The organism is Achromobacter xylosoxidans (assembly GCF_002192695.1).
In the GTDB taxonomy this organism is placed as follows: Bacteria; Pseudomonadota; Gammaproteobacteria; order Burkholderiales; family Burkholderiaceae_B; genus Achromobacter; species Achromobacter xylosoxidans_C.
This window is the reverse complement of sequence record NZ_MTLG01000053.1, coordinates 123503-146666: the sequence shown is the minus strand read 5'-3', so window position 1 is coordinate 146666 and position 23164 is coordinate 123503. Positions and strand designations below refer to the sequence as shown.

The window sequence follows — 23164 nt, the reverse complement described above, 5'->3', positions numbered from 1 at the left end:
ATAACTTATTTATATAAGCTTACGCGTAAGGCGTCCCCAGTTCAGCGCATGGAGATCGTGGTGTTCACGCTCTTGGCATGGGCCGACCAGCGCGCGGTGACGGTCTTGGTCTGAGTCCAGAACTGCACCGCCTGCTTGCCATTGGGGCCCAGGTCGCCCAGCTTGGAGCCGCGCGAGCCGGTGAAGCTAAACCAGGCCACCGGCACCGGGATCGGCACGTTGATGCCAACCTGGCCGACGTCGATGTTGTTCTGGAAGTAGCGCGCCGCGCCGCCGTCCTGGGTGAACAGCGCCACGCCGTTGCCGTTGGGATTGCGGTTGATGAAGGCAACCGCGTCCTCCAGCGTTTCCACGCCCACCACGCACAGGACCGGGCCGAAGATTTCCTCGGTGTAGATGGTCATGTTTTCGGTGACGCCGTCGAAAATCGTCGGGCCCACGAAGTTGCCCTGTTCGAAGCCGGCGACCTTCAGGCTGCGGCCGTCCAGCAGCAGCTTGGCGCCCTCGTCCACGCCCTTCTGGATCAGGCTTTCGACGCGCTTCTTGGCGTTGGGCGACACCAGGGGGCCGAGATCCGCTTCGCGGTCCATGCCCGAATTGACCTTGAGCTTCTTCGAGCGCTCGACGAAGTCAGGCAGCCAATTGCGGGCTTCACCCACCAGCACGGCCACGGACGAGGCCATGCAGCGTTGGCCGGCCGCGCCGAAAGCGGCGCCCACCAGCTGGTTCAGCGCGACCTCGGGATCGGCGTCCGGCAGGATCACGCAGTGGTTCTTGGCGCCCATCATGGACTGGCAACGCTTGCCGGCGGCGGAGGCACGGTTGTAGATCTCGGTGCCGACGCGGGTCGAGCCGATGAACGAGACCGCCTTGATGTCGGGGTGCTCGCACAGGCCGTTGGCGGTTTCCGGGCCGCCGTGCACCACGTTCAGCACGCCCGGCGGCAGGCCGGCTTCCAGCGCCAGCTGCGCCAGGAACAGCGAGGACGTCGGATCCTGCTCGGAGGGCTTGAGGATGAAGGTGTTGCCGCAAGCCACGGCGATCGGGAACATGAAGCAAGGCAGCATGACCGGGAAGTTGAACGCGGTGATGCCCGCGCACACGCCCAGCGGCTGGATCAGGGTGTAGACGTCGATGCCGGACGCGGCGTTCTCGGCGTATTCGCCCAATTGCAGGTTGGCGATGGAGCAAGCGTGCTCCACAACTTCCAGGCCGCGGCCGACTTCGCCCTCGGCGTCCGGCAGGGTCTTGCCGTGCTCGCGGGTGATCATTTCGGCCAGCTTGCCGGAGTTGGCGCGCAGCAGCTCCTGGAACTTCAGCATGACGCGCATGCGAGCGCCCTGCCCGCTGTTGCGCCAGGTCTTGAAAGCCTCCTTGGCGTTGGAGATGGCCAGGTCCAGTTCCTCGCGCGTGGCGAAGGGCACCTTGGCGACGACCTCCTGGGTAGCGGGATTGATCACGTCCCGCCATTCGGTGGTTTTGGACTGCACGAGCTTGCCGCCGATCAATAGCGGAACGCGGGGGACTTCACTCATTTGATGCTCCTCACACTGCATGGTCGATGCGGATGGAATCCGCGTACATGGATATTGAGGCGCCGGCGGCAAGGGCCTGCCGGCGCCCCGGGTTTACTTCTTGACCAGCGGGCAGCTCGAATCCGCCAGGGGCTGGAAGGCCTCGGCGGCCGGGATGGTGGCCACCAGCTTGGAATAGTCCCAGCCGCCCTTGGACTCGGCCGGCTTTTTCACTTCATACAGGTACATGTCGTGGATCACGCGGCCATCGGGACGGATGGAAGCGTTGCGCATGATCGGATCCTCGATGGGCAGCGCGCGCATCTTGTCGGCCACCACCTTGCCGTCGGTGCTACCGGAAGCCGCGACCGAACGCAGGTAGTGCCTCACGCTGGAGTACACGCCGGCCTGCGTCATGGTGGGCTTCAGGCCGCGAAAGGCTTTCTCGAAGCGTCCGGACCACTGGCGCGTGGCGTCGTCGTAATCCCAGTAGAAGCCGTCCACGTAGGACAGGCCCTGGGCGCTTTCCAGGCCCAGCGCGCGCAGGTCCGACAGGAAGATCAGCAGCGACACCAGGCGCTGGCCGCCAGCCACGATGCCGAATTCGCGCGCCTGCTTGACCGCGTTGACCGTGTCCTGGCCGCCGTTGGCCAGGGCCACGACCTGGGCCTTGGAGGCCTGCGCCTGCAGCAGATAGGACGCGAAGTCCGGCGCGTTCAGGGGATGGCGCACGCTGCCGGCCACGGTGCCGCCCAGCGCCTGCACAGCCTTGGCCGTGTCGGCTTCCAGCGAGTGGCCGAAGGCGTAGTCCACGGTGATGAAATACCAGGACTTGCCGCCCGCCCGCACGGTGGCCTTGGCGCCGCCCGCGGATTGCGAATAGGTGTCGAACATCCAGTGGAAACCCACCGGCGAGCATTCCTTGTTGGTCAGCGCCGTGGTGGCGGGACCCGAGAACATCACCACCTTGTTCTTTTCGCGCGCGATGCCCTGCACGGCCAGCGCCACCGCGGAGTTGGTCAGGTCGGCGATGGCGGTGACGCCGTCGCGGTCGAACCACTCGCGCGCCTTGGCCGCGCCCACGTCGGCCTTGTTCTGGTTGTCCGCGGACACCAGCTCGATCTTCATGCCCTTGCATTCCGCGGCCAGGCAGTCGTCGATCGCCAATTGCGCCGCCGCCACCGAACCAGGTCCCCCCATGCCGGCGTAGGTGCCAGACATGTCCGTCAGAATGCCGATCTTCACTGGCGGCTTATCCGCCGCCTGCGCCTGGCCGACCAGAGCGGCGCCCAGACACAAGCCTACGGCCAGCCCGCGTGCGTGCAATTTCATGGATTTGTCTCCTGAGTTTTATGCGTTATGGCGCCGTCTTCGCGGCCTGCGGTCCCGGGGCTGAGGCCCCTTGGAGCCTGGCTACAGGCCCCAAGCCCGCCGATCCAGTGTAGATGTGTGAAAATCAACAAGCAACACTAGAAATGCACATTCCTTGTGCATTCATGCACAAGCAGAATTTAGCCGGCGGCGCGGCGCGCAGCCCGGCCTGGAGAACCGGAAAGTGCTTGATTGGGACAGCCTGAGATATTTCCTGGAAGTGGCCCGCACCCAGCGGGTAAGCGCCGCGGCGCGCAAGCTCGGGGTCGAGCACACGACGGTGTCGCGGCGCATCCGCGCGCTGGAAGCCGAGCTGGACACTCTGCTGTTCGAGAAGTCGCGCGGCGCGGGCTTCGTGCTGACCGAAGACGGCCAGCGCCTGTTCGTCCATGCCGAGCAGATGGAAAGCACGGTGCACTCCGCCCGCGAAAACCTGTCGGGCATCGGCCAGGCGCTGTCGGGCCATTTGCGCATCGGCGCCACCGAGGGCTTCGGCAGCTATGTGCTGACGCCGCTGGCGGCGGACTTCCAGCGGCGCTATCCGCACATCACGCTGGACATCCTGCCGGTGCCCCGCTTTGTCAGCCTGTCCAAGCGCGAGGCCGACCTGGCCATCACCATCGAGCGCCCCCAGCGCGGTCCGTACGTGTGCAGCAAACTGTGCGACTACACGTTGCGCCTGTACGGCACGCCCGGCTATCTGGCCAGCCATCCGCCGATCCGGGAACGCGCGGACCTGGCCGACCACACCTTCATCGGCTACGTCGACGAGCTGCTGTTCAGCGAGCGGCTGCGCTATCTGGAAGACCTGCTGCCCGCCAGCAAGGTGGTATTGCGCAGCACCAGCGTGGTGGCGCAGTACCACGCCGCGCTGCAGGGCCAGTCGCTGGCGATCCTGCCCTGCTTCATTGCCGCGCAGGATCCGCGGCTCACGCCGGTGCTGGCGGATGAGGTCGAAATCACGCGCTCGTTCTGGATGTACTGCCACGAGGACCTGCGCAAGCTCAAGCGCGTGACGGTCTTGTGGGAATTCATCCGCAAGTCGGTGCTGAGAAACGCCGACCTGCTGGCCGGCAAGGGCGGCACGATGAAGTATCTGCCCTGAAAACGCCGCGGCCCGCTCAGAGCGGGCCGCGCGACGCCTGGTCTGCCGGCGTCAGGCGCTGTTCTTGGGCGCCTTCACGCGCAGGCGCCGCATCAGCAGGAAGACCGTCAGCGCCGCCACCGCGGCGTGGATGGCCCACACGCCCACGCCGAAGCTGAGCTTGCCGTTGGAGATCCAGGCGCGCGACAGGTTCATCAGGTTCATGTAGAGCAGGCCCACCAGGCCTGCGATGAGCAGGTCGCCCGAACGCCCCAGGCGCGGATTGACGGCGCCCAGGGGAATCGCCAGCAGCGCCAGGTTCAGCGCGGCCAGCGGCAACGAGATGCGCCACATCACCTGCGACCAGCTGCTGTTGGTGTTGTCGGCGATCAGCTGCGAGGTGGTGCGCGCCTTGGCGGAACGCTCGGCGTTGGCGCGCGCTTCGGCCACGGGATCGCCGCCCGACTTGCTTTCCAGGCGCAAGCCGTACTTGTCGAAATGCACCAGGCGGATCTCGGGCGTGCCCGGCTTCAGGTCGTAGCGATGGCCTTCGCCCAGCACCAGGAAGCGGTCGCCGTTGGGCAAGGTTTCGCTGTGCGCCTTGCTGGCGGTCAGCACGCTGAGCCATTCGGGGCCGTTTTCGCGCGCGAACACGTTGCCCAGTTCGTCGCTGGGCTCCAGGGGATCCTCGGCGAAGAACACGCGATTGCCGCCGGACGATTCCGCGAACTGGCCGGCCGTGACCTTGGACAGGTCGGACCGCTGCTCGAAGCGTTCGTGGTATTCGCCGATCTGACGGTACGCCCAGGGCGCCGCCACCAGCGTCAACCCGGCCACCGCCAGCGCCACGGGGATGGCGACGCGCAGCACTGGCCTGAGCCAATCGGCCAGCGACAGGCCGCTGGCGAACCACACCACCATTTCGGATTCGCGGTAGTTGCGCGTGACGGTGGTCAGGACCGCGATGAAAACGGAGACCGCGAGGATGGTCGGCAATGCGGTGATGGTCGACAGCGCGGCCAGCACCACCACGACGTCCGCCCCGATGTTGCCGCCCGCCGCTTCACCGAGCAGGCGCACGAGCAACACGCTGAGCCATACGATGAGCAACGTGGAAAAGACAACGCCAGCGTGACTGGTGATCTCGCTGACGACAGAGCGTTTGAATAGAGACATGGGAGAATATGCGGGATAATCGACCGCATTCTACACAGACGTACACGGGAAACCCTCATGGAATTTAGCACACAGACCACTGCTTCCCTGCACCAAGTCAAGACCGCGGCCCTGGCCGTCGGGGTCTATGCGGAAGGCGTGTTGAGCCCTGCCGCCGATCTGATCGACCGCGCTTCCAATGGCGCGGTGCGTTCGGTGGTCAAGGCCGAGTTCCGCGGCCGCGCCGGTTCCACGCTGACCCTGCGCAATCTGCCCGGCGTTTCCGCGCAGCGCGTGGTGCTGGTCGGCCTGGGCAAGCAGGAAGAATATTCGGCCCGCGCCCACGCCTCGGCCGAGCAGGCCTTCGCCGCGGCCTGCGTGTCGGCGCAGCTGGCCGAAGGCGTGTCCACGCTGGTCGCCAACCCGATCGCGGACGTGGCCGTCATCGCGCGCGCGCGCAGCGCCGCCATCGCGGCCGGCAACGCCACTTACCATTACGACGCCAGCTTCGGCAAGCCCGACCGCGACGCCCGTCCCAAGCTCAAGAAGATCGTGCAGGTCGTCGAACGCGCCGACGCGGCCCAGGCCCAGAAGGGCCTGCGCGAAGGCGGCGCCATCGCCAACGGCATGGACCTGACCCGCACGCTGGGCAACCTGCCCGGCAATATCTGCACGCCCACCTACCTGGGCGAAACGGCCAAGCGCCTGGCCCGCGAGTTCAAGTCGCTGAAGGTCGAAGTGCTGGACCGCAAGCAGGTCGAAGCGCTGGGCATGGGTTCGTTCCTGTCGGTCGCGCGCGGCTCCGAGGAAGCGCTGCGCTTCATCGTCCTGCGCCACGCCGGCAACAAGGCGGCCAAGAAGACCGCCAAGGGCGCGCAAGGCCCCATCGTGCTGGTCGGCAAGGGCATCACCTTCGATGCCGGCGGCATTTCGCTCAAGCCCGCCGCCACCATGGACGAAATGAAGTACGACATGTGCGGCGCCGCCAGCGTGCTGGGCTCGTTCCGCGCCCTGGCCGAACTGGAGCTGCCGCTGGACGTGGTGGGCCTGATCCCCGCTTGCGAAAACCTGCCCAGCGGCAAGGCCAACAAGCCGGGCGACGTGGTCACCAGCATGGCCGGCCTGACCATCGAAATCCTGAACACCGACGCCGAAGGCCGCCTGGTGCTGTGCGACGCGCTGACCTACGCGGAACGCTTCAAGCCGTCCGCCGTCATCGACATCGCCACCCTGACCGGCGCTTGCGTGGTGGCCCTGGGCAACGTCAACAGCGGCCTGTTCTCCAAGGACGACGCCCTGGCCGACGCGCTGGCCGCGGCCGGCCGCCAGTCGCTGGACACCGCATGGCGCATGCCGATGGACGACGCCTACCAGGAACAGCTCAAGTCCAACTTCGCCGACCTGGCCAACATCGGCGGTCCTCCGGCGGGCGCGGTCACGGCGGCCTGCTTCCTGTCGCGCTTCGCCACCTCGTACCGCTGGGCCCACCTGGACATCGCCGGCACCGCCTGGCGCGGCGGCAAGGACAAGGGCGCCACCGGCCGCCCCGTGCCGCTGCTGATGCAGTACCTGCTGGACCAGGCTTGAAACGGCAGCAACGGAACCCGGCATGACGCGCATCGACTTCGCCTTCGGCGCGCCCGACCGCTTGCGCACCGCCTGCCAGGTGGTGCGCAAGCGCTACCTGGCAGGGCAGCGGCTGGTGGTGTACTGTAGGGATGGCTCCCGCCTGGCCGCGTTCGACCGCATGCTGTGGGCATTCGACGACACGTCCTTCGTGCCGCACGTGCTGGCCAACGACCCGCTGGCGGCCGACACCCCGGTGATCCTGACCGCCGGGGACCCGCAACAGGCGGCCGCCGCGGCGGGCCAGGGCGGACAGCCCCAGCCGTCCTGGCTGCTGAACCTGGATGTCGACTGCCCCCCTGGTTTCGAAGCGTTCGAGCGCCTGCTTGAAATCGTCTCCGACGACCCCGAGGACAAGCAGGCCGCCCGCCAGCGCTGGCGGACCTACCTGGCCGCGGGCCACACGCCGCAAAGCCACGACCTCAGCCGCCAGCAGCCTGACGGTTGACCGCGCCGACCGTACCGGCGCGCCATCTCGATCATCCGGGAGCCACCATGCCCTCTCGCTCCGCCGACCCCGGCATTCCTACCCTGACCCAGCGGGCCGAACCCTCGCTCTACCAGCCATCGGCCCCGCACGACGCCGACGCGCCCGTGCTGACCGAACTGGCCGACGACGGCGCGCAAGCCCGGGACGACGAGGCCTTTCCGCTCCTGACGGAAGTGGCGGACGGCGTCGATGTGTCCCCTGATATCATTCAGCCCGTAGCGACCATCCCGGCGGCTCCGGCCGCGACGCCGGACGCGGCGGTCCTGAGCGCGCGCCTGCAGGCCGAGGTCGAGCAGCTGATGCGCGAGGCCCTGGCCGAAGCGATCGAACAGATCCAGGCCCGCATGGATGCGGAACTGCCGCGCATCGTGACCCGGGTGCTGCAGGACGTCAGGCCGGGTTGACCCGCCTGGAACCTATTCCCCGCCTCTGGTCTAATCCTAGTCAGAAGTGGATTCTTCAGGGAACTGTAAGGTATCCTACCCATCTAAGCCTTCTAGGCAACCACTACTCTGCCGCACACAGGAGTTCTCAATGAACGAATATCGTCCGTCCCCTTTTAACCGTTCCGGCGCCGTGGCCGGCGCGCCGGGCGAGGTCGCGCGCAACCAGGTGCTGCGCAACACCTATTGGCTCTTGGCGCTCTCGCTGATCCCGACCGTGCTGGGCGCGGCCGTGGGCATGTATACCGGCATCAACCGCGTCATGGGCGCAAGCCCCGGCCTGTCCGCCATCGTGTTCCTGGTGGGCGCGTTCGGCCTGATGTTCGCGATCGAAAAGAACAAGAACAGCTCGCTGGGCGTGGTCCTGCTGCTGGCCTTCACGTTCTTCATGGGCGTGATGCTGTCGCGCCTGCTGGGCTTCGTCATGGGCATGAGCAACGGCTCGCAGTTGGTCATGACGGCCTTCGGCGGCACCGCGATCGTGTTCGGCACGATGGCCACGCTGGCCACCACCATCAAGCGCGACCTGTCGGGATTGCAGAAATTCCTGTTCATCGGCGCGGTGGTGATCCTGGTGGCGGCCCTGGCGAACATCTTCCTGCAACTGCCCGCGCTGATGCTGACCATCTCGGTCCTGGCCATCGTCATCTTCTCGGCCTTCATGCTGGTCGACCTGCAGCGCGTGGTCAACGGCGGCGAAACCAACTACGTGTCCGCCACGCTGGCCATCTACCTGGACGTCTACAACGTCTTCTCGAACCTGCTGATGCTGCTGGGCATCTTCGGCGGCAACCGCGAGTAATCGCAACGCTGCCAAACCGGCGCAAAGGGCCTACATTCACGTGTAGGCCCTTTTTCTTTGGCCCGCCCGGGGCCGCGCTTCCTGCTGGAGCCTCGCCATGCCCGACCGCCGCCGCTTCCTCCAGACCGCCGCCGCCGCCCTGGCCGGTCCCGCCTGGCCGGTTCGCGCCCTTAGCGTGCTGACGCCCATGCTGGCCCGCACCATCCCCGCATCGGGCGAGGCGCTGCCCGTCATCGGCCTGGGCACTGCCGACACCTTCAACGTTTCTCCCACGGACAAGGCCGCCATGGCGCCGCTGGCGCAGGTGCTGGACACGCTGCTGCAGAAGGGCGGCAGGCTGATCGACACGGCGCCCAGCTATGGACAGGCGGAAGCGGTGACGGGCGCGCTGCTGGCCCGCGACGGCGGCCTGCGGGCCAGGACTTTCCTGGCGACCAAGATCAGCACGCAGGGCCACGAATCGGCCATGCGCCAGTTGCGCCAATCGCAAAAGGCGCTGGGCAGCGACAAGCTCGACCTGGTCCAGGTGCACAACCTGATCGACACCGCCAACCAGCTGGCGCTGCTGCGCGAGCTGAAACGGCAAGGCGTGATCCGCTACCTGGGCATCACGCACTACACCGACCACGCCCACGACGAACTGACCGAGCTGGTCGAACGCGAAAAGCCGGATTTCCTGCAGGTCAATCTGTCCGTGGGCGACCGCAACGCGGAAAAGCGCCTGCTGCCCGCCTGCCAGGCCCACGGCGTCGCGGTGCTGATCAACCGCCCGTTCCAGGACGGCGCGCTGTTCCGCCGGGTCAAGGGCCTGGCGCTGCCCCCGCTGGCCGTCGAGATCGATTGCGGATCCTGGGCGCAGATCTTCCTGAAGTTCATCATCGGCCATCCCGCGGTCACCGCCGTCATCCCCGCCACCTCCAAGCCGGCCAACATGGCGGACAACGCCCAGGCCGGTTTCGGGCCGCAGCCGGATGCCGCCATGCGGGAACGCATCGCCGCCCTGCTGGCCTGACGCCATGGCGTCCGCCCCCGGCAGCTTGGCGGGCCGCGCCGCGCAGGCGCTGGGCATCCCGCAGGAGGAACTGGCGCCGGCAGCCTGCGGCTTCGCGTTTTTCTTCTTCCTGTTCTGCGGCTATTTCATGCTGCGGCCGATACGCGAGACCATGGGCATCCAGGCGGGCGTCGACCAGCTGCAATGGCTCTTCACCGCGACCTTCGTCGCCATGCTGGCCGTGGTGCCGCTGTTCGGCTGGCTGTCGGCGCGCGTGCCCCGCGCCATGCTGGTGACCTGGGTCTATGCCGTCTTCGCCCTCAGCATGGCCGGCTTCGCCGCCCTGCTCCATCTGTGGCCCGGCAGCGTCTGGGCGGCGCGCAGCTTCTACGTCTGGCTGTCGGTCTTCAACCTGTTCGTTGTCTCCATCGCCTGGAGCCTGATGGCCGACGTGTTCCGCATGGAGTCCGCCAAGCGCCTGTTCGCGCTGATTGCCGCGGGCGCCAGCGCCGGCGGGCTGGCAGGCCCGCTGTTGGGCGGCTTTTTGGCTGGCGCCCTGGGCCCGGCCGGCCTGCTGCTGCTGTCGGCGCTGCTGTTGACCGCCACGCTGCCCCTCAAGCGCTGGCTGTTGCGCTGGCGCGCGGCCCACCGCGCAGATGCGGCGTCGGACGACATGCGCAGGCCGCTGGAAGGTTCGATCCTGGCCGGACTCTCCCGCATCTTCCAGTCCCCCTATCTGTTGGGGATTTCACTGCTGGTGATCCTGCTGGCCACGCTCAATACCTTTCTCTACATGGAGCAGGCGCGCCTGGTGGCGCATGCCTTTACCGACACGGCCCAGCGCATCCGGGTCTTCAGCGCGCTGGACTTCACGGTGCAGGCGCTGTCGCTGCTGTCGCAGATCTTCATCACCGGCCGCGTGGCCACCCGCCTGGGACTGCGCTTCCTGTTGACCGCCGTGCCGCTGACAATGATGGCCGCCTTCCTGGCGCTGGCGGCCTTTCCCGTGTTCAGCGTGCTGGCCGCGGCCATGATCGTGCGCCGGGTCGGCGAATACGCCCTGATCCGGCCGGGACGCGAAATGCTGTTCACGGCGGTCTCGCCCGAGGACAAGTACAAGACCAAGAACGTCATCGACACCGTGGTCTACCGCGCGGGCGATGCGGCCAGCGGCTGGGTCAAGGCGGGCGTGGACATGCTGGGCCATGGCGCAGTCCTGATCGCCGCGTTGGGCGCCGTGTGCGCACTGGCCGCCGCCGCGGTGGGCAACCGCCTGGGCCGGACGGCGGACCGGCGCAACGCCGATGATTCTTAGGTTTTGTTGAACATCCATCTCATTGAAACAAACATATTCCCTGGGCTGCGACCGCACAATGGCGCAGCTCTCAATGCCTGGGGAAACGTCATGAAACGCACCGCCTGTCTTGCCGCCCTGTTGCTCAGCCTGGCCGCGCCCGCCGCGCTGGCCGCCTATCCGGAACGCGCCATCACCCTGATCGTACCGGCCGCGGCCGGCGGCAACGCCGACATCACCGCGCGCCTGGTGGGCCAGGAAATGAGCCGCCAACTGGGCCAGCCCGTGGTGGTGGAAAACCGCGTCGGCGCGGGCGGGCGCATCGGCACCCAGGCGGTGGCGCGCGCGGCGGCCGACGGCTACACCATCGGCTACGCCCATGTCGGCACGCTGGTGCTGCACCGTTTCCTGTTCAAGCAGCAGCTCTACGACCTGGACCGCGACATCGCCGCCATCGGCCTGGTGGCCGAAACGCCCAACGTCATCGTGGTGAACGCGGCCTCGCCCTATCGCGACCTGAAGGGGTTCATCGAAGCCAGCCGCGCCCAGCCGGAACGCCTGACGATGACCTCGGCCGACCCGGGCACCACCAGCGAGGTCGGGGTCAAGCTCTTCATCGCCCAGACCGGCGCCGCCGTGCGCCAGATCCCCTACAAGGCAACGGCCGCGCAGCTGTCCGACCTGCTGGGCGGACATGTCGATTCCATGATGGAGAACCTGCCGCCGCTGATCGGCAACCTGAAGGACGGCCGCCTGCGCGCACTGGCGGTCACCACCAAGACCCGCGCCGCCTCCAATCCGGACGTGCCGACGGTGGCGGAACAAGGCTATCCCGACTACGAGCAATCGGCCTGGAGCGCGCTGGTCGCGCCCGCCGGGACCCCGCCCGAGGTCATCGCACGGCTGAACGCGGCGCTAAACGCGGCGCTGCGCTCGGACAGCGTCAGCAAGGAACTGCGCAGCCGCTCCCAGGAGCCGCTGGGCGGCACGCCGCAGGACGTACAGAACCAGATACGCAAGGAGCTGCCCAAATGGGAAGGCATCATCAAGGCCGCCGGCACCACGCTGGATTGAGCCGGACCTCGACATCCGCAGGAGCCGCCGCATGGCCACGGTAAGCCGCGAGGACTTTTCCTGCGCCGCGGCGACCAACCAGTCGGCCTACCGGCGCGTCACCATACCGATGCTGAGGATCGAGGCGGGGCCTGGCCCCGCCGTCGCCTTGATGGCGGGCGTGCATGGCGACGAATGGGAAGGCCAGGCCGCCATCCTGGAATTGTGGCGCCTGCTGCCCGGCATCCTGCGGCGCGGCACGGTCTACCTGCTGCCCGCGGCCAACGCCGAGGCCTCGCTGGCGGGCACCCGCCTGTCGCCGTCGGACGGCGGCAACCTCAACCGCGCCTTCCTGGGCTCCCCCGCGCGCGGCTACACGGAAAGCGTGGCGGCCGCGCTGGAAGCCCGCCTGCTGCCGCGCATACAGGCGCTGGTGGACGTGCACAGCGGCGGCGCGTCGCTGCGCTATCTGCCCTCGTCGGTCATCACGCGCTACGGCAATGATGCCTATGACGAACGCCTGCCTGCCCTGGCACGCGCCTTCGGACTGCCCGATTGCGTGTTCTTCCGCGGCACGGAATCCGGCTCCATGCCGGCGGCCGCCAGCCGCCACGGCGTGCTGCGCCTGAGCGCCGAAATCGGCGGGGGCCGCGAAACCAGCCAGGCGCTGGTCGACCGCTGCCGCGACGGCCTGCTGGGCTGCCTGGGCGAACTCGGCCTTTTGCCCGACCGGCCGTCCGCGCGCCGCCCCGAAGTCCGCCTCTACGACCTGGACGCCCCCGCCGCCACCGTGCGCGCCAGCGAAGCCGGCGTGTTCGTGCCCGCGGTCGAACTGGGACAAGTGATCAATGCGCGCCAGCGCATCGGCCAACTGATGGAACCCGCCCGACCCGACACCGCGCCGCGCGCCCTGACCAGCCCGCAGGCCGGCACCGTCGTCTGCCTGCGCGCCATCGCCCGCAGCGACGACGGCGATTGCCTGATCCAGGTCGCGCCCGCCCTTCCCCTCGATTCCCTTGCCTCGAAGTACTGACACATGCAGATGAACCCTAGCTTGTCCGGCCTGCGCTGCATCCGTTGCGCCAGCCTGTGGCCGCCGGCCGATTACCCCGAAGGCTGCCCCAGTTGCCTGGAAGCCGGCCACCCCGCCAGCCTGGAATGCCTGTACGAGCCCTCGACCGACAGCGCCATGCCCCTGCCGGTGCTGGACGCCGTCACGCTGGGCGAAGGCGCCACCCCCTGCCTCGCCGCGCCCGCCCTGGCGCAGACCGAGGGCGTGGGCCAGCTCTGGCTGAAATGCGAAAGCGCCAATCCCACCGGCAGCCACAAGGACCGCATGGCGGCCCAACTGGTGTCGCGTGCGCGCCTGGCCGGCGCCACCCGCGTGGCGGCCGCCTCCAGCGGCAATGCCGGCGTCTCGCTGGCCGCCTATTGCGCCGCCGCGCGGCTGGAAGCCGACATCGCCATCACCAGCAACTGCCCGCCCTTGCAGCGCGAGGCCATGCAGCGCTTCGGCGCCCGGCTGACTGCGTTCGAGGACAGCCTGAGCCGCTGGCCGCACGTCGAAAACCTGTGCCGCAACCACGGCGCCTTCGCCGGCACCAACTATCTGAATCCGCCCGTGGGCACCCACCCGTACGGCGTGGAGGGCTACAAGCCCATCGCGCTGGAAATCCTGGAAGCCTGCGGCACGCCCAGCGACATCGTGGTGCCCACCGCGCGCGGCGATCTGCTGTGGGGCATCTTTCTGGGCTGGCAGCATCTGCTGCAAACCGGCCGCATCGCGCGCCTGCCCCGCCTGCACGCCGTGGAACCGTACGCCCGCCTGTCGCGCGCCCGCGCGACAGGCGACGTGCGCAAGCAATGGGACGGCGTGACGGACCAGTATTCGATCGCGGGCAGCACCAGCACGCTGCAGTCGCTGGAAGCCTTGTCGCGCTCGGGCGGCACGCCCGTGGAGATCTCGGACGCGGCGGCCGCGCAAGCGCAGCAGCGGCTGGAACGCATGGGCCTGGCGACCGAGCTATCGTCGGCCGCGGCGCTGGCTGCCGTGTCCCGGCTGCGCCGCTCGGGTCTACTGGATGCGGAATCTTCTGTCGTGCTGATCGTGACCTCGGACGGGCGCCGCGGCTAGCGCCCCGGGACCGGCTTCGGCACGCTAGACGCCGAAGCTCTCCACCAGCGGCGCCAACGCGCCGCGCAGGCAGGTCGCCCAGAACTTGCCCGCCTCGGACAAGGGGCGGCTGCCGTGCAGGATCATGTGGCATTCGAAGTGCACCGGCGCGGCCAGCGGGCGATAGCACAGGCCCGCCGCCGCCATGCCGACCGCGGTGGCCGGGTTGGCGATGCCCACGCCATGCCCCGCCAGCGCCAGTTGGCACACGGTGCTGGAATAGGGTGTCTCGATAGCCACCTTCAGGCTCTGCCCCGCTTGCGCCAGCAGCGCATCCAGGCGCTTGCGCGAGCCGTCCTCGGCGTTCAGCGCGATTACGTCGGCGTCGGCCAGATGCGAGAACTCCACCTGTTCCAGCCGCGCCAGCGGATGTCCCTTGGGAAAGACCGCCACGGCGCGCAGGCTAGCCAGCCGGTGGCCGCGCAAGCCTTCCAGTTCGGACTCGTCGGCGACCGCGGCCAGGTCCAGTTCGCCGGACACCACCATGTCGCGCAAGGTGTTGGAATCCCGGATCTGCAGATATAGGCCGGTGTCAGGATAGCGCTCGCGAAAACGCGCGATGGTGTCGCTGATGATGGCGCCGCTGTAGGCATGGATGCAGCCGATGCGCAGGCGCGGCTGCGCCGCGCCGCGGATCGCGCGGATCTTGCGGCCCAGGCTTTCCAGGCCGACGTTAAGGCGGCGGATTTCTTCATACAGCAGGGTCGCCTCTGGCGTGCGCTGCATGCGCTGGCGCACGCGCTCGAACAGGCGCAGCTCGATGCTGGCTTCCAGCGCCGCCAGGGTCGCGCTGACGGTGGCGGGCGACACGTCCAGCCGCCTGGCGGCGGCGGTCACGCTTTCCGTTTCGTAGACGGTGCGGAAGGTCTCGACCTGCTTGAGCGTGAAGGTCATGGCCCGGTCGCGCTGCGCTCAGATGCGCTGCAGGTCCAGCAACACGCGCCGGGTCGACAAGGGACGGCCCGCCAGGATTTCGGCCAGCCGTTCGCGCAGGTCGCGGCGCAAGGCCGGCTCGATCGCCGGGTCGTCGAAATCGGGAGGATCCTCGTCCACGCCATAGCCCGTTTCGCGCAGCAGCGTCCATTCGAAACGGCGCAACGCGCCCGCCGCGCGGGTGCCGCCTGACAACTGCTGCAAGGCGAAATCGTAGGCGTCGAACAATAGCGGATGGGCGTCTTCGCGCGGCAACAGCCGCAGCAGCAGCTCGTTCATGTACCAGGCCGACATCAGCGCGGTGCCGGTCAGCGGCCGGATGCCGGCGATCTCGGCGCGGGTCAGGGTCTTGACCTCGCCATTGCCGGTCCACGACAGCAGCAGCGGCTGGAACGCGGACAGTACCGGACGCAGCACGGAGTACGGGCGCTTGGCGCCCTTGGCGACCATGGCCACACAGCCGTGATCGCGGGAGAAAGTCTGAACAATAAGGGAAGTCTCACGCCACGCAGTGGCGTGCAACATGTATCCGGGGCGATCCTGGACGCGAGGCGCCCTTCTACTCATAGCCCAGATCGCGGAGCGCACCCTCGCGGTCGGACCAGCCCTTGCGCACCTTGATGTAGACCTCCAGGTGCACCGGCTTGTCCAGCAGCTTGGCGATGTCCTGCCGCGCCTCCGTGGCGATGCGCTTCATATGCATGCCGCCCGTGCCCAACAGGATGGGCTTGTGGCTGTCGCGCTCGACCACCACGCAGGCATTGATGCTGGCGCCCTTGCTGGTCTCTTCCCATTGTTCGATGACGACGGTACAGCCGTAGGGCAGTTCGTCGCCGACCAGGCGGAAGATCTTCTCGCGCACCAGTTCGGCGGCGATGAAGCGCATGGGGCGGTCGGTCAGCGTGTCTTCCTCGAACATCGCCTCGCCTTCCGGCAGGCGCGACGCGATCTCATCCAGCAACTGGTCCAGCTGCTGCTTCTTGGTGGCGCTGACCGGCACCACCGCGCCATAGGGATGCAGCGCCATGATCTTGGACACGAAGGCGAACAGGTCGTCGCGGTTCTTCAGCGCGTCGATCTTGGACACGACCAGGATGGTGCGTTCGGGCGCGGGCAGGAGCGGCAGCAGCTTGGCGTCGCCCTCGGACCACTTGCCGGCTTCCACCACATGCACCACCACGTCCACGTCGGCCAGGGCCTGCGTGACCACGCGGTTCATCATGCGGTTCATGGCCCCGCCATGGCGGGTCTGGAAACCGGGGGTGTCGACAAACACGAACTGCTCGTGCTCGCGCGTCAACACGCCGTGGATGCGGTGGCGCGTGGTCTGCGCCTTGCGCGACACGATGGAAATCTTGGAACCGATCAGGGCGTTCGTCAGGGTGGACTTGCCCACGTTGGGGCGGCCCACGATGGCGACGAAGCCGGTACGAAAAGGGGTATCGCTCATTTAGTCTCTTGAGCCACTGCCACCGGCAGCGACAATTGCGCGGTTTTGCGCGCCTTGCCCGACTTGCGGGCAGCCTTGGTCGCCGGGCTGACGGCCAATGCGGCCTCCAGCGCCAGCTTGGCCGCCGATTGCTCGGCGGCGCGGCGGCTGGCGCCGGGCGCCATCACCTTGATCTCGAGCGCCGGAATGGCGCACTCGACTTCGAACTGCTGGCTGTGGGCCGCGCCATGCGTGGCCACCACCGTATACACCGGCAGCGCCAACTTGCGGCCCTGCAGGAATTCCTGCAGCAAGGTCTTGGCGTCCTTGCCCAGGGTCTTGGGATCGACCGAGGCCAGCACCGGCTGGTACTGCCGCACGATCACGCGGCGGGCGGCATCGAAACCCGCGTCCAGGAAGACGGCGCCGAACAGGGCTTCGACCGTGTCCGCCAGGATGGAGGGCCGGCGAAAACCGCCGCTCTTCAATTCGCCTTCGCCCAGGCGCAGATACTGCGACAACTCCAGCCGCTGGGCGATGTCCGCCAACGAGGCCTGCTTGACCAGGTTGGCCCGCAGGCGCGACAGATCGCCTTCGTCGATCTTGGAATAACGCTCGAACAGCATCGCGGCGACGACGAAGTTCAGCACGGAATCCCCGAGGAATTCCAGGCGCTCGTTGTGGCGCGCACCGTGGCTGCGATGCGTCAGTGCCTGTTCGAGCAATGCCGGATCACTGAAGTGGTGATCCAGGCGGTTTTCTAGCGTGGCTAGCGACATAATCAGTTGAACCGGCCAATGCGGCTGAGATCGCTGAAATTCATCCAGATGAAGAACGCGCGGCCGACGATATTGGATTCCGGAACGAAGCCCCAGTATCGGCTGTCGGCGCTGTTATCCCGATTATCGCCCATGGCGAAGAACTGCCCCTCGGGTACTTTGCAGCGTACCCCATTACGGCTGTATTGGCAGTTCTGGCGGTTGGGAAATTGCCACATCGGGCCATACTCCTGCGGCTTTCCTTCATCCAGCAGGATTTTGTGCTCAACTTCGCCTAACTTCTCTTTATATTGCGCAATATAAGAGACACGGTCCGGTTCGAAATAGTCGCCGTCGCGCACATGCGGCACCAATTCGCCGTTGATGTAGAGCTTTTTGTCCAGGTAGGCGACCTCGTCGCCCGGCAGGCCGACCACGCGCTTGATGTAGTCGACGTCCGGATCCACCGGGTAGCGGAACACGAACACGTCGCCGCGCTGGGGCTTGCCCACTTCGATGATCTTCTTGTCAATGACCGGCAGGCGCAGGCCGTAGCTGAACTTGTTCACCAGGATCAGGTCGCCCGACTGCAAGGTCGGCAGCATGGAGCCCGACGGAATACGGAAGGGCTCGACCACGAACGAGCGCAGCATGAACACGAACAGGATGACGGGAAAGAAGCTGACGGCGTATTCGATCCACCACGGCATGCGGCGCGCGGCGTCGCCGGCTTCGCGGCGCAGGCGCTCGGCTTCCTGGGCATCGCCCACCAAGGCCGTATCGTATTGCGCCATTGCCGCCTGGGCCCGGCGTTCGCGGCCCTTGCGCAGCACTGCCAGATCAAGCACCCAGATAATGCCGGTCAACACCAGCAAAACAAAAAGAATCAGGGCAAAGTTCCAACTCATCAGCTAACCGCCTTCTTTGGGTTCTATTTATCTTCCACTTGCAGGATGGCCAGGAACGCCTCCTGCGGAATTTCCACGCTACCCACCTGCTTCATGCGCTTCTTGCCGGCCTTCTGCTTTTCCAGCAGCTTCTTCTTGCGCGAAATGTCGCCGCCATAGCACTTGGCCAGCACGTTCTTGCGCAGCGCCTTGACGTTCTCGCGCGCGATGATTTCGGCGCCGATGGCGGCCTGGATCACGACGTCGAACATCTGGCGCGGAATCAGGCCGCGCATGCGGGTGACCACGTCGCGGGCGCGGTGGCGCGCATTGCTGCGGTGGACGATCACGGCCAGCGCATCGACGCGGTCGTTGTTGATCAGCAGGTCCACGCGCACCACGTCGGCCGAGCGGTACTCCAGGAACTCGTAGTCCATCGAGGCGTAGCCGCGCGACACCGACTTCAGCTTGTCGAAGAAGTCCAGCACGATCTCGGCCAGCGGGATCTCGTACACCAGATGCACCTGGCGGCCGTGGTAGCTCATGTTGACCTGCGAGCCGCGCTTGTTATTGCACAGCGTCATGACAGGACCCACATAGTCCTGCGGCATGAACAGCGTGACCTTCACGATGGGCTCGCGGATGTCGGCGATCTTGCCCACTTCAGGCATGCGCGACGGGCTTTCCACGGTGATCACGGAACCGTCGCGCTGTTCGACCTCGTACACCACCGACGGCGCGGTGGTGATGATGTCCATGTCGAATTCGCGTTCCAGGCGCTCCTGCACGATTTCCATGTGCAAGAGACCCAGGAAGCCGCAACGGAAGCCGAAGCCCAGCGCCTGCGACACTTCCGGCTCGAACATCAGCGCGGCGTCGTTCAGCTTGAGCTTGTCCAGCGAGTCGCGCAACTGGTCGTATTCGGAGCTTTCCACGGGGTACAGGCCCGCGAACACCTGCGGCTTCACTTCCTTGAAGCCGGGCAGCGGCTCGGCCGCGGGCTTGTTGGCCAGGGTGACGGTATCGCCCACCTTGGCGTCTTCCAGCTGCTTGATGCCGGCGATGATGAAGCCCACCTCGCCCGCCGACAGGTGCGGACGCTGCTGCGACTTCGGCGTGAACACGCCGGTCTGCTCGCACAGGTGGGTGGCGCCGGACGCCATCAGCAGGATCTTGTCCTTGGGCTTGAGCATGCCGTTGACGATGCGCACCAGCATCACCACGCCCACGTAGTTGTCGAACCACGAGTCGATGATGAGCGCCTGCAGCGGCGCGTCCGGATCGCCCTTGGGCGGCGGCACGCGGGCCACGACCATTTCCAGGATCTCGTCGATGCCCATGCCGGTCTTGGCGCTGGCCAGCACTGCCTGCGAGGCATCGATGCCGATCACGTCCTCGACTTCCTGGCGGGCGCCGTCGGGATCGGCCTGCGGCAGGTCCATCTTGTTCAGCACGGGCAGGACTTCCACGCCCAGCTCGATGGCGGTGTAGCAGTTGGCCACGGTCTGCGCTTCCACCCCTTGCGAGGCGTCCACCACCAGCAGCGCGCCTTCGCAGGCCGACAGGGAACGGCTGACCTCATACGAGAAGTCCACGTGCCCCGGAGTATCGATCAGGTTCAGGTTGTAGACCTTGCCGTCCTGCGCCTTGTAATGCAGTGCCGCGGTCTGGGCCTTGATGGTGATGCCGCGTTCGCGCTCGATTTCCATGGAATCGAGAACCTGCGCCGACATCTCGCGATCCGCCAATCCGCCGCAGCGCTGGATCAGGCGATCGGCCAGGGTCGATTTGCCGTGATCGATGTGGGCAATGATGGAGAAGTTGCGAATATGCTGCATGCTTGAAATTATAAGGGACGGAACACTCGGCACTGGGCCGGAAGACACCGCCGCCGGAGTACGCACGGCTGACGAGGGGGGCGCCAACGGGCCAGGCCCGGGCAAAACAAGGGGGCGCCATGCGCCCCCTCTTGCGGCAACCAGCCATTTTAGCCGGTCTTGCGCCTTTTTTCTGCGACCGCGTGGGACCGGCCCGGCATTACTTGGATGCCGGCACCGCCACCCACTGCGTCTGGTCGCCGCGGCGCACCAGCAGCCCGGCCGCGCGGCCCTTGTCCAGCTTGGCCACGAGTTCGCCGAACTGCTTGGCGCCCGTGACGTCGGTGTCGTTCAGGGCCAACACGATGTCGCCTTCCTGCAGGCCGGCCTTGCCGGCCGCGCCTTCGGCCACCTTGACCTGGACGCCGCCCTTGATGCGCAGCTTCTTCTGCACGTCGGCCGGCACGTCGATCACGCCCAGGCCCAGCGCATTGGTGACTTCCGGCACCGGTGCCGCGCCCTTCTTGTTGGCGGCGGCGGACTTCTCGGTCGGGATCTCGCCCACCTTGACCGACAGCGTCAGGTTCTTGCCCTTGCGCCACACTTCCATGTCGGCGCGCGTGCCGGGCTTGGTTTCGCCCACGATGCGCGGCAGATCGGACCAGCGCTTGATGGGCTCGCCGTTGAACTTGAGGATCACGTCGCCCGGCTGCACGCCCGCCTGCTCGGCGGGACCTTCGGCTTCCACGCTGCTGACCAGCGCGCCCTCGGCCTTGGGCAGGCCGATGGCTTCGGCCACGTCCTTGCCCACTTCGCCGATCTGCACGCCGACGCGGCCGCGCGTGACCTTGCCGGTGGCGCGCAGCTGGTCCACGACGCGCATGGCTTCGTCGATCGGGATCGCCAGCGAAATGCCCATGAAGCCGCCGCTGCGCGAAATGATCTGGGAGTTGATACCCACCACCTCGCCTTGCAGGTTGATCAGCGGGCCGCCCGAGTTACCCGGGTTGACCGCCACGTCGGTCTGGATGAAGGGCAGGTATTCGCCGGTATCGCGGCCGATGGCGCTGACGATGCCGGAGGTCACGGTGGAATCCAGGCCGAACGGCGAACCGATGGCCAGCACCCACTGCCCTTTCTTCAGCTTCTTGGGGTCGCCGATGACCAGCGGGGTCATGTCCTTGGCTTCGATCTTGATCAGCGCCACGTCGGTGCGCTCGTCCGTGCCGATGACCTTGGCCTTGAACTCGCGGCCGTCGGTCAGCGTGACGTAGATATCCGTCGCGTCCACCACCACGTGGTTGTTGGTAAGGATGTAGCCGTCGTCCGAGATGAAGAAGCCCGAACCCACGCCACGCGGCACGGTGCGCTCTTCGGGCTGCGAAGGCTGGGGACGCTGGCGCGGCGACGGGCCGGGCTGTCCGCCGCCGGGCGGCTGGAATTCGGGGCCGAAGAACCAACGGAACAGTTCGTAGGGATCGTTGCCGCCGCCAGGGCCCATGCCGCGCACCGGCACGGTGGCCGTGGTGCGGATATTGACGACCGCAGGGTCGGCTTTTTCGACAATGCTGGTGAAATCAGGCAGCCCCTGCACCTGGGCCTGCGCCTGCGCCTGCGCCGCCGGCGCGTAGGCGGCGGACATCATGACGCTGGCCGCGGCCGCCACCAGAAAGCGCCGGAAAAATGCATTCGACACTGTCATTGCTTTCATAAGTGTTACTCCGAAATTGCTGCTTGCCGCGCCCGGCCGATCACTTGGATTCGGCCGGCGCTGCTGCCGCAGGCGCGGCGGGCACATATTCAGTGGCCTGCGCCAGCTGTTCCAGCGTCGCGACGGGCACTTCGCCCACGGCGGTCAGCCAGAAATCAGCGATGCGCGTGCCATAGACCGTGATCGCCCCGCGCTGCGCGGCGCCATGGGGAGGACGGTGGCCGCGCTGGCTGTCATAGGGTTCAATGAACACGGAAATGGCCGCCAGTCCATCGGACAATACCATCTGGTTGACCGTGATGCCCTTCCCCATGGACCGGGCCACCTGCATGACAGGCTTGAACCCCTTGGGCGCCGGGATGCGCCAGCCCTGGGCGGCCAGGTCCACCGGCTTCATCGAGGGTTCCAGCACCTTCCAGTCGCGCGTGCTCCAGCGCGAGGTCAGCAATTGGGGATCGACTTCGGCGCCCAGCCGCAGCGAGGTGAACGACACCTGCTCGACCACGCCGCGCGCGGCATTCAGCGTCTGGGCCTTGAGCAGCAGATTGGTTTCGACGTCCGCGCACAGCCGGTAGCCGTAGCGCAGCTTGTCCAGCGGTTCGATCGTGATCAGGCGGCATTCCCGCCCGGCCACGCGGTGCAGGGCGGCCTCGGCGCGGATTTTGTAGTGTTCGGACAGGTTCGCGGCGTCTCCCAGCAGCAGGCCGGGGAAGCGGTCGCCGCGGCGGCGCTCCAGCAGCACGGTCTTGCGCTCGGGGAGGAGGCACTGCACGTCTTCGTTGTGGCGCAGGTACTCGCGGGGTTGGCCGTCGAGAATTTCCAGGCGTTCGCGTTCGCCAGTGCCGTCCACCACGTGCACCAGGCGCGAGGACTGGATGGTTTCGCCCTGCTGATACATGAAGACGCCCGCATAGTCCTGCTTGCGGGCGGCTTGTTGGATGCGGGTCAGCAGCTGGACCACGTCATCGGTGGCAGCGGGAGCGGCATCGGCGGCGCGCGCGGGTTCGTGCGCGGCCAGGAAAGCGGTCAGAAGCGTTACGGCAAACCAGCCGGCGCGGTGGGCCTGCAGCGTGGCGGCCCGGCCCAGCACCGGCCAGCGCGATGGGAGCACCAACGCCATCAGCGCCCCACTCCGGTATCGAAGGACACCTGGCGGACGGCGCTGGGGCCGGCCATCTGGCGATGCGCCTCCAGGTAGTCGCGCAGGCCCGAATCGTCGGCGGCCGCGGCCGGCGTGGTGCTGGCATCGGCCAGCACGCGCACCTCGGTGGCGGGTTCGCCGGTCAGGTAAGGCTGCGCCACCCAGGCGACGGTCGCCACGGCAGCGGCCACCGCCAGGCCGGACAGGCCGACCCGCAATGGCGAGCGGCGCCGAGGCGCCGCAACAATGGGCAATTCCGCGTCCAGCGCCCGTGCCAGGCGGGCCTGGAAGGCCGCGCTGGGGGTCAGCGCCAGATCGGCGTTGCGCAGGGAATCACCGATCAGATGATAGGTGTCCCAGGTCTCGCGCCCCTCGCGGGACAACAAGCCGGGAAATATATCGTCGGATTCTTCTCCGTCCATCCAGGCGGAAACCGACTCCTCCCAGGAGGACTCGGCGATCACAACGGATTTGGCTGCTGTTTGCATGACT

The 23164-nt window shown here is 67.1% G+C and carries 22 protein-coding genes; 10 read left to right on the top strand and 12 right to left on the bottom strand.

Annotation, left to right across the window (positions count from 1 at the left end; all coding sequences use genetic code 11):
* Positions 1-41: 41 nt before the first annotated feature.
* Positions 42-1535 (bottom strand): CoA-acylating methylmalonate-semialdehyde dehydrogenase, encoded by a 1494-nt coding sequence (locus BRO63_RS07160; RefSeq protein WP_013392252.1) that lies wholly within the window; start codon positions 1533-1535, stop codon positions 42-44.
* 93 nt (positions 1536-1628) lie between these two features.
* Complete coding sequence (locus BRO63_RS07155; protein WP_088139062.1) at positions 1629-2846, bottom strand: ABC transporter substrate-binding protein; 1218 nt, start codon at positions 2844-2846, stop codon at positions 1629-1631.
* 223 nt (positions 2847-3069) lie between these two features.
* Here BRO63_RS07155 and BRO63_RS07150 point away from each other — a divergent pair, with 223 nt between their 5' ends.
* Positions 3070-3990 carry a LysR family transcriptional regulator gene (locus tag BRO63_RS07150; protein ID WP_088139061.1) on the top strand — a complete coding sequence of 307 codons (921 nt, stop codon included), beginning with the start codon at positions 3070-3072 and terminating at the stop codon, positions 3988-3990.
* 51 nt (positions 3991-4041) lie between these two features.
* Here BRO63_RS07150 and lptF read toward each other — a convergent pair whose 3' ends face one another.
* Positions 4042-5145, bottom strand: a complete 1104-nt coding sequence (gene lptF / locus BRO63_RS07145; RefSeq protein ID WP_088139060.1) for an LPS export ABC transporter permease LptF — start codon at positions 5143-5145, stop codon at positions 4042-4044.
* 57 nt (positions 5146-5202) lie between these two features.
* Between lptF and BRO63_RS07140 the strand changes: the two genes are divergently transcribed.
* The 9 genes from BRO63_RS07140 to BRO63_RS07100 all read left to right on the top strand — a co-directional run bounded on the left by BRO63_RS07140 (position 5203) and on the right by BRO63_RS07100 (position 13957).
* The gene (locus tag BRO63_RS07140; protein ID WP_054450650.1) at positions 5203-6711 is read left to right on the top strand and encodes a leucyl aminopeptidase; all 1509 of its coding nucleotides are present in this window, start codon (positions 5203-5205) and stop codon (positions 6709-6711) included.
* Positions 6712-6733: 22 nt separating this feature from the next.
* Positions 6734-7198 carry a DNA polymerase III subunit chi gene (locus BRO63_RS07135; protein WP_088139059.1) on the top strand — a complete coding sequence of 155 codons (465 nt, stop codon included), beginning with the start codon at positions 6734-6736 and terminating at the stop codon, positions 7196-7198.
* Positions 7199-7245: 47 nt separating this feature from the next.
* A complete protein-coding gene (locus tag BRO63_RS07130) occupies positions 7246-7644 on the top strand; it encodes a hypothetical protein (protein ID WP_088139193.1) in 399 nt (132 codons plus the stop codon).
* A gap of 130 nt (positions 7645-7774) precedes the next feature.
* Entirely contained in the window at positions 7775-8485 is a 711-nt protein-coding gene (locus BRO63_RS07125; RefSeq protein ID WP_013392245.1) for a Bax inhibitor-1/YccA family protein, read from the top strand.
* Between the two features lie 97 nt (positions 8486-8582).
* On the top strand, positions 8583-9497 hold the full coding sequence (locus BRO63_RS07120; RefSeq protein ID WP_088139058.1) for an aldo/keto reductase: 915 nt from the start codon (positions 8583-8585) through the stop codon (positions 9495-9497).
* Positions 9498-9501: 4 nt separating this feature from the next.
* Positions 9502-10791, top strand: a complete 1290-nt coding sequence (locus BRO63_RS07115) for an NTP/NDP exchange transporter (protein ID WP_088139057.1) — start codon at positions 9502-9504, stop codon at positions 10789-10791.
* Positions 10792-10881: 90 nt separating this feature from the next.
* The gene (locus BRO63_RS07110) at positions 10882-11844 is read left to right on the top strand and encodes a Bug family tripartite tricarboxylate transporter substrate binding protein (RefSeq protein WP_088139056.1); all 963 of its coding nucleotides are present in this window, start codon (positions 10882-10884) and stop codon (positions 11842-11844) included.
* Between the two features lie 31 nt (positions 11845-11875).
* Positions 11876-12856 carry a succinylglutamate desuccinylase/aspartoacylase domain-containing protein gene (locus tag BRO63_RS07105; protein ID WP_088139055.1) on the top strand — a complete coding sequence of 327 codons (981 nt, stop codon included), beginning with the start codon at positions 11876-11878 and terminating at the stop codon, positions 12854-12856.
* Between the two features lie 3 nt (positions 12857-12859).
* On the top strand, positions 12860-13957 hold the full coding sequence (locus BRO63_RS07100; RefSeq protein ID WP_088139054.1) for a pyridoxal-phosphate dependent enzyme: 1098 nt from the start codon (positions 12860-12862) through the stop codon (positions 13955-13957).
* A 24-nt stretch (positions 13958-13981) separates the two neighbouring features.
* On the opposite strand, the gene BRO63_RS07095 is transcribed toward BRO63_RS07100, so the two are convergent.
* The 9 genes from BRO63_RS07095 to BRO63_RS07055 all read right to left on the bottom strand — a co-directional run bounded on the left by BRO63_RS07095 (position 13982) and on the right by BRO63_RS07055 (position 23160).
* Positions 13982-14890, bottom strand: a complete 909-nt coding sequence (locus tag BRO63_RS07095) for a LysR family transcriptional regulator (protein ID WP_088139053.1) — start codon at positions 14888-14890, stop codon at positions 13982-13984.
* Between the two features lie 18 nt (positions 14891-14908).
* Positions 14909-15496, bottom strand: coding sequence for a DNA repair protein RecO (recO, locus tag BRO63_RS07090; RefSeq protein WP_054450631.1), 588 nt, complete (start codon positions 15494-15496; stop codon positions 14909-14911).
* Positions 15489-16379, bottom strand: a complete 891-nt coding sequence (gene era / locus BRO63_RS07085; protein ID WP_088139052.1) for a GTPase Era — start codon at positions 16377-16379, stop codon at positions 15489-15491. Before era ends, recO begins: the two co-directional genes overlap by 8 nt.
* The gene (gene rnc / locus BRO63_RS07080; protein WP_042792396.1) at positions 16376-17137 is read right to left on the bottom strand and encodes a ribonuclease III; all 762 of its coding nucleotides are present in this window, start codon (positions 17135-17137) and stop codon (positions 16376-16378) included. Before rnc ends, era begins: the two co-directional genes overlap by 4 nt.
* Before the next feature lie 2 nt (positions 17138-17139).
* Positions 17140-18024 (bottom strand): signal peptidase I, encoded by an 885-nt coding sequence (lepB, locus tag BRO63_RS07075; protein WP_088139051.1) that lies wholly within the window; start codon positions 18022-18024, stop codon positions 17140-17142.
* Positions 18025-18047: 23 nt separating this feature from the next.
* On the bottom strand, positions 18048-19841 hold the full coding sequence (gene lepA, locus BRO63_RS07070; RefSeq protein WP_088139050.1) for a translation elongation factor 4: 1794 nt from the start codon (positions 19839-19841) through the stop codon (positions 18048-18050).
* 199 nt (positions 19842-20040) lie between these two features.
* Complete coding sequence (locus tag BRO63_RS07065; protein WP_088139049.1) at positions 20041-21531, bottom strand: DegQ family serine endoprotease; 1491 nt, start codon at positions 21529-21531, stop codon at positions 20041-20043.
* Positions 21532-21571: 40 nt separating this feature from the next.
* Positions 21572-22651: a MucB/RseB C-terminal domain-containing protein gene (locus BRO63_RS07060; protein ID WP_088139048.1), complete on the bottom strand. Its 1080-nt coding sequence runs from the start codon at positions 22649-22651 to the stop codon at positions 21572-21574.
* Positions 22651-23160: a sigma-E factor negative regulatory protein gene (locus BRO63_RS07055; protein WP_088139047.1), complete on the bottom strand. Its 510-nt coding sequence runs from the start codon at positions 23158-23160 to the stop codon at positions 22651-22653. Before BRO63_RS07055 ends, BRO63_RS07060 begins: the two co-directional genes overlap by 1 nt.
* Positions 23161-23164: the final 4 nt, after the last annotated feature.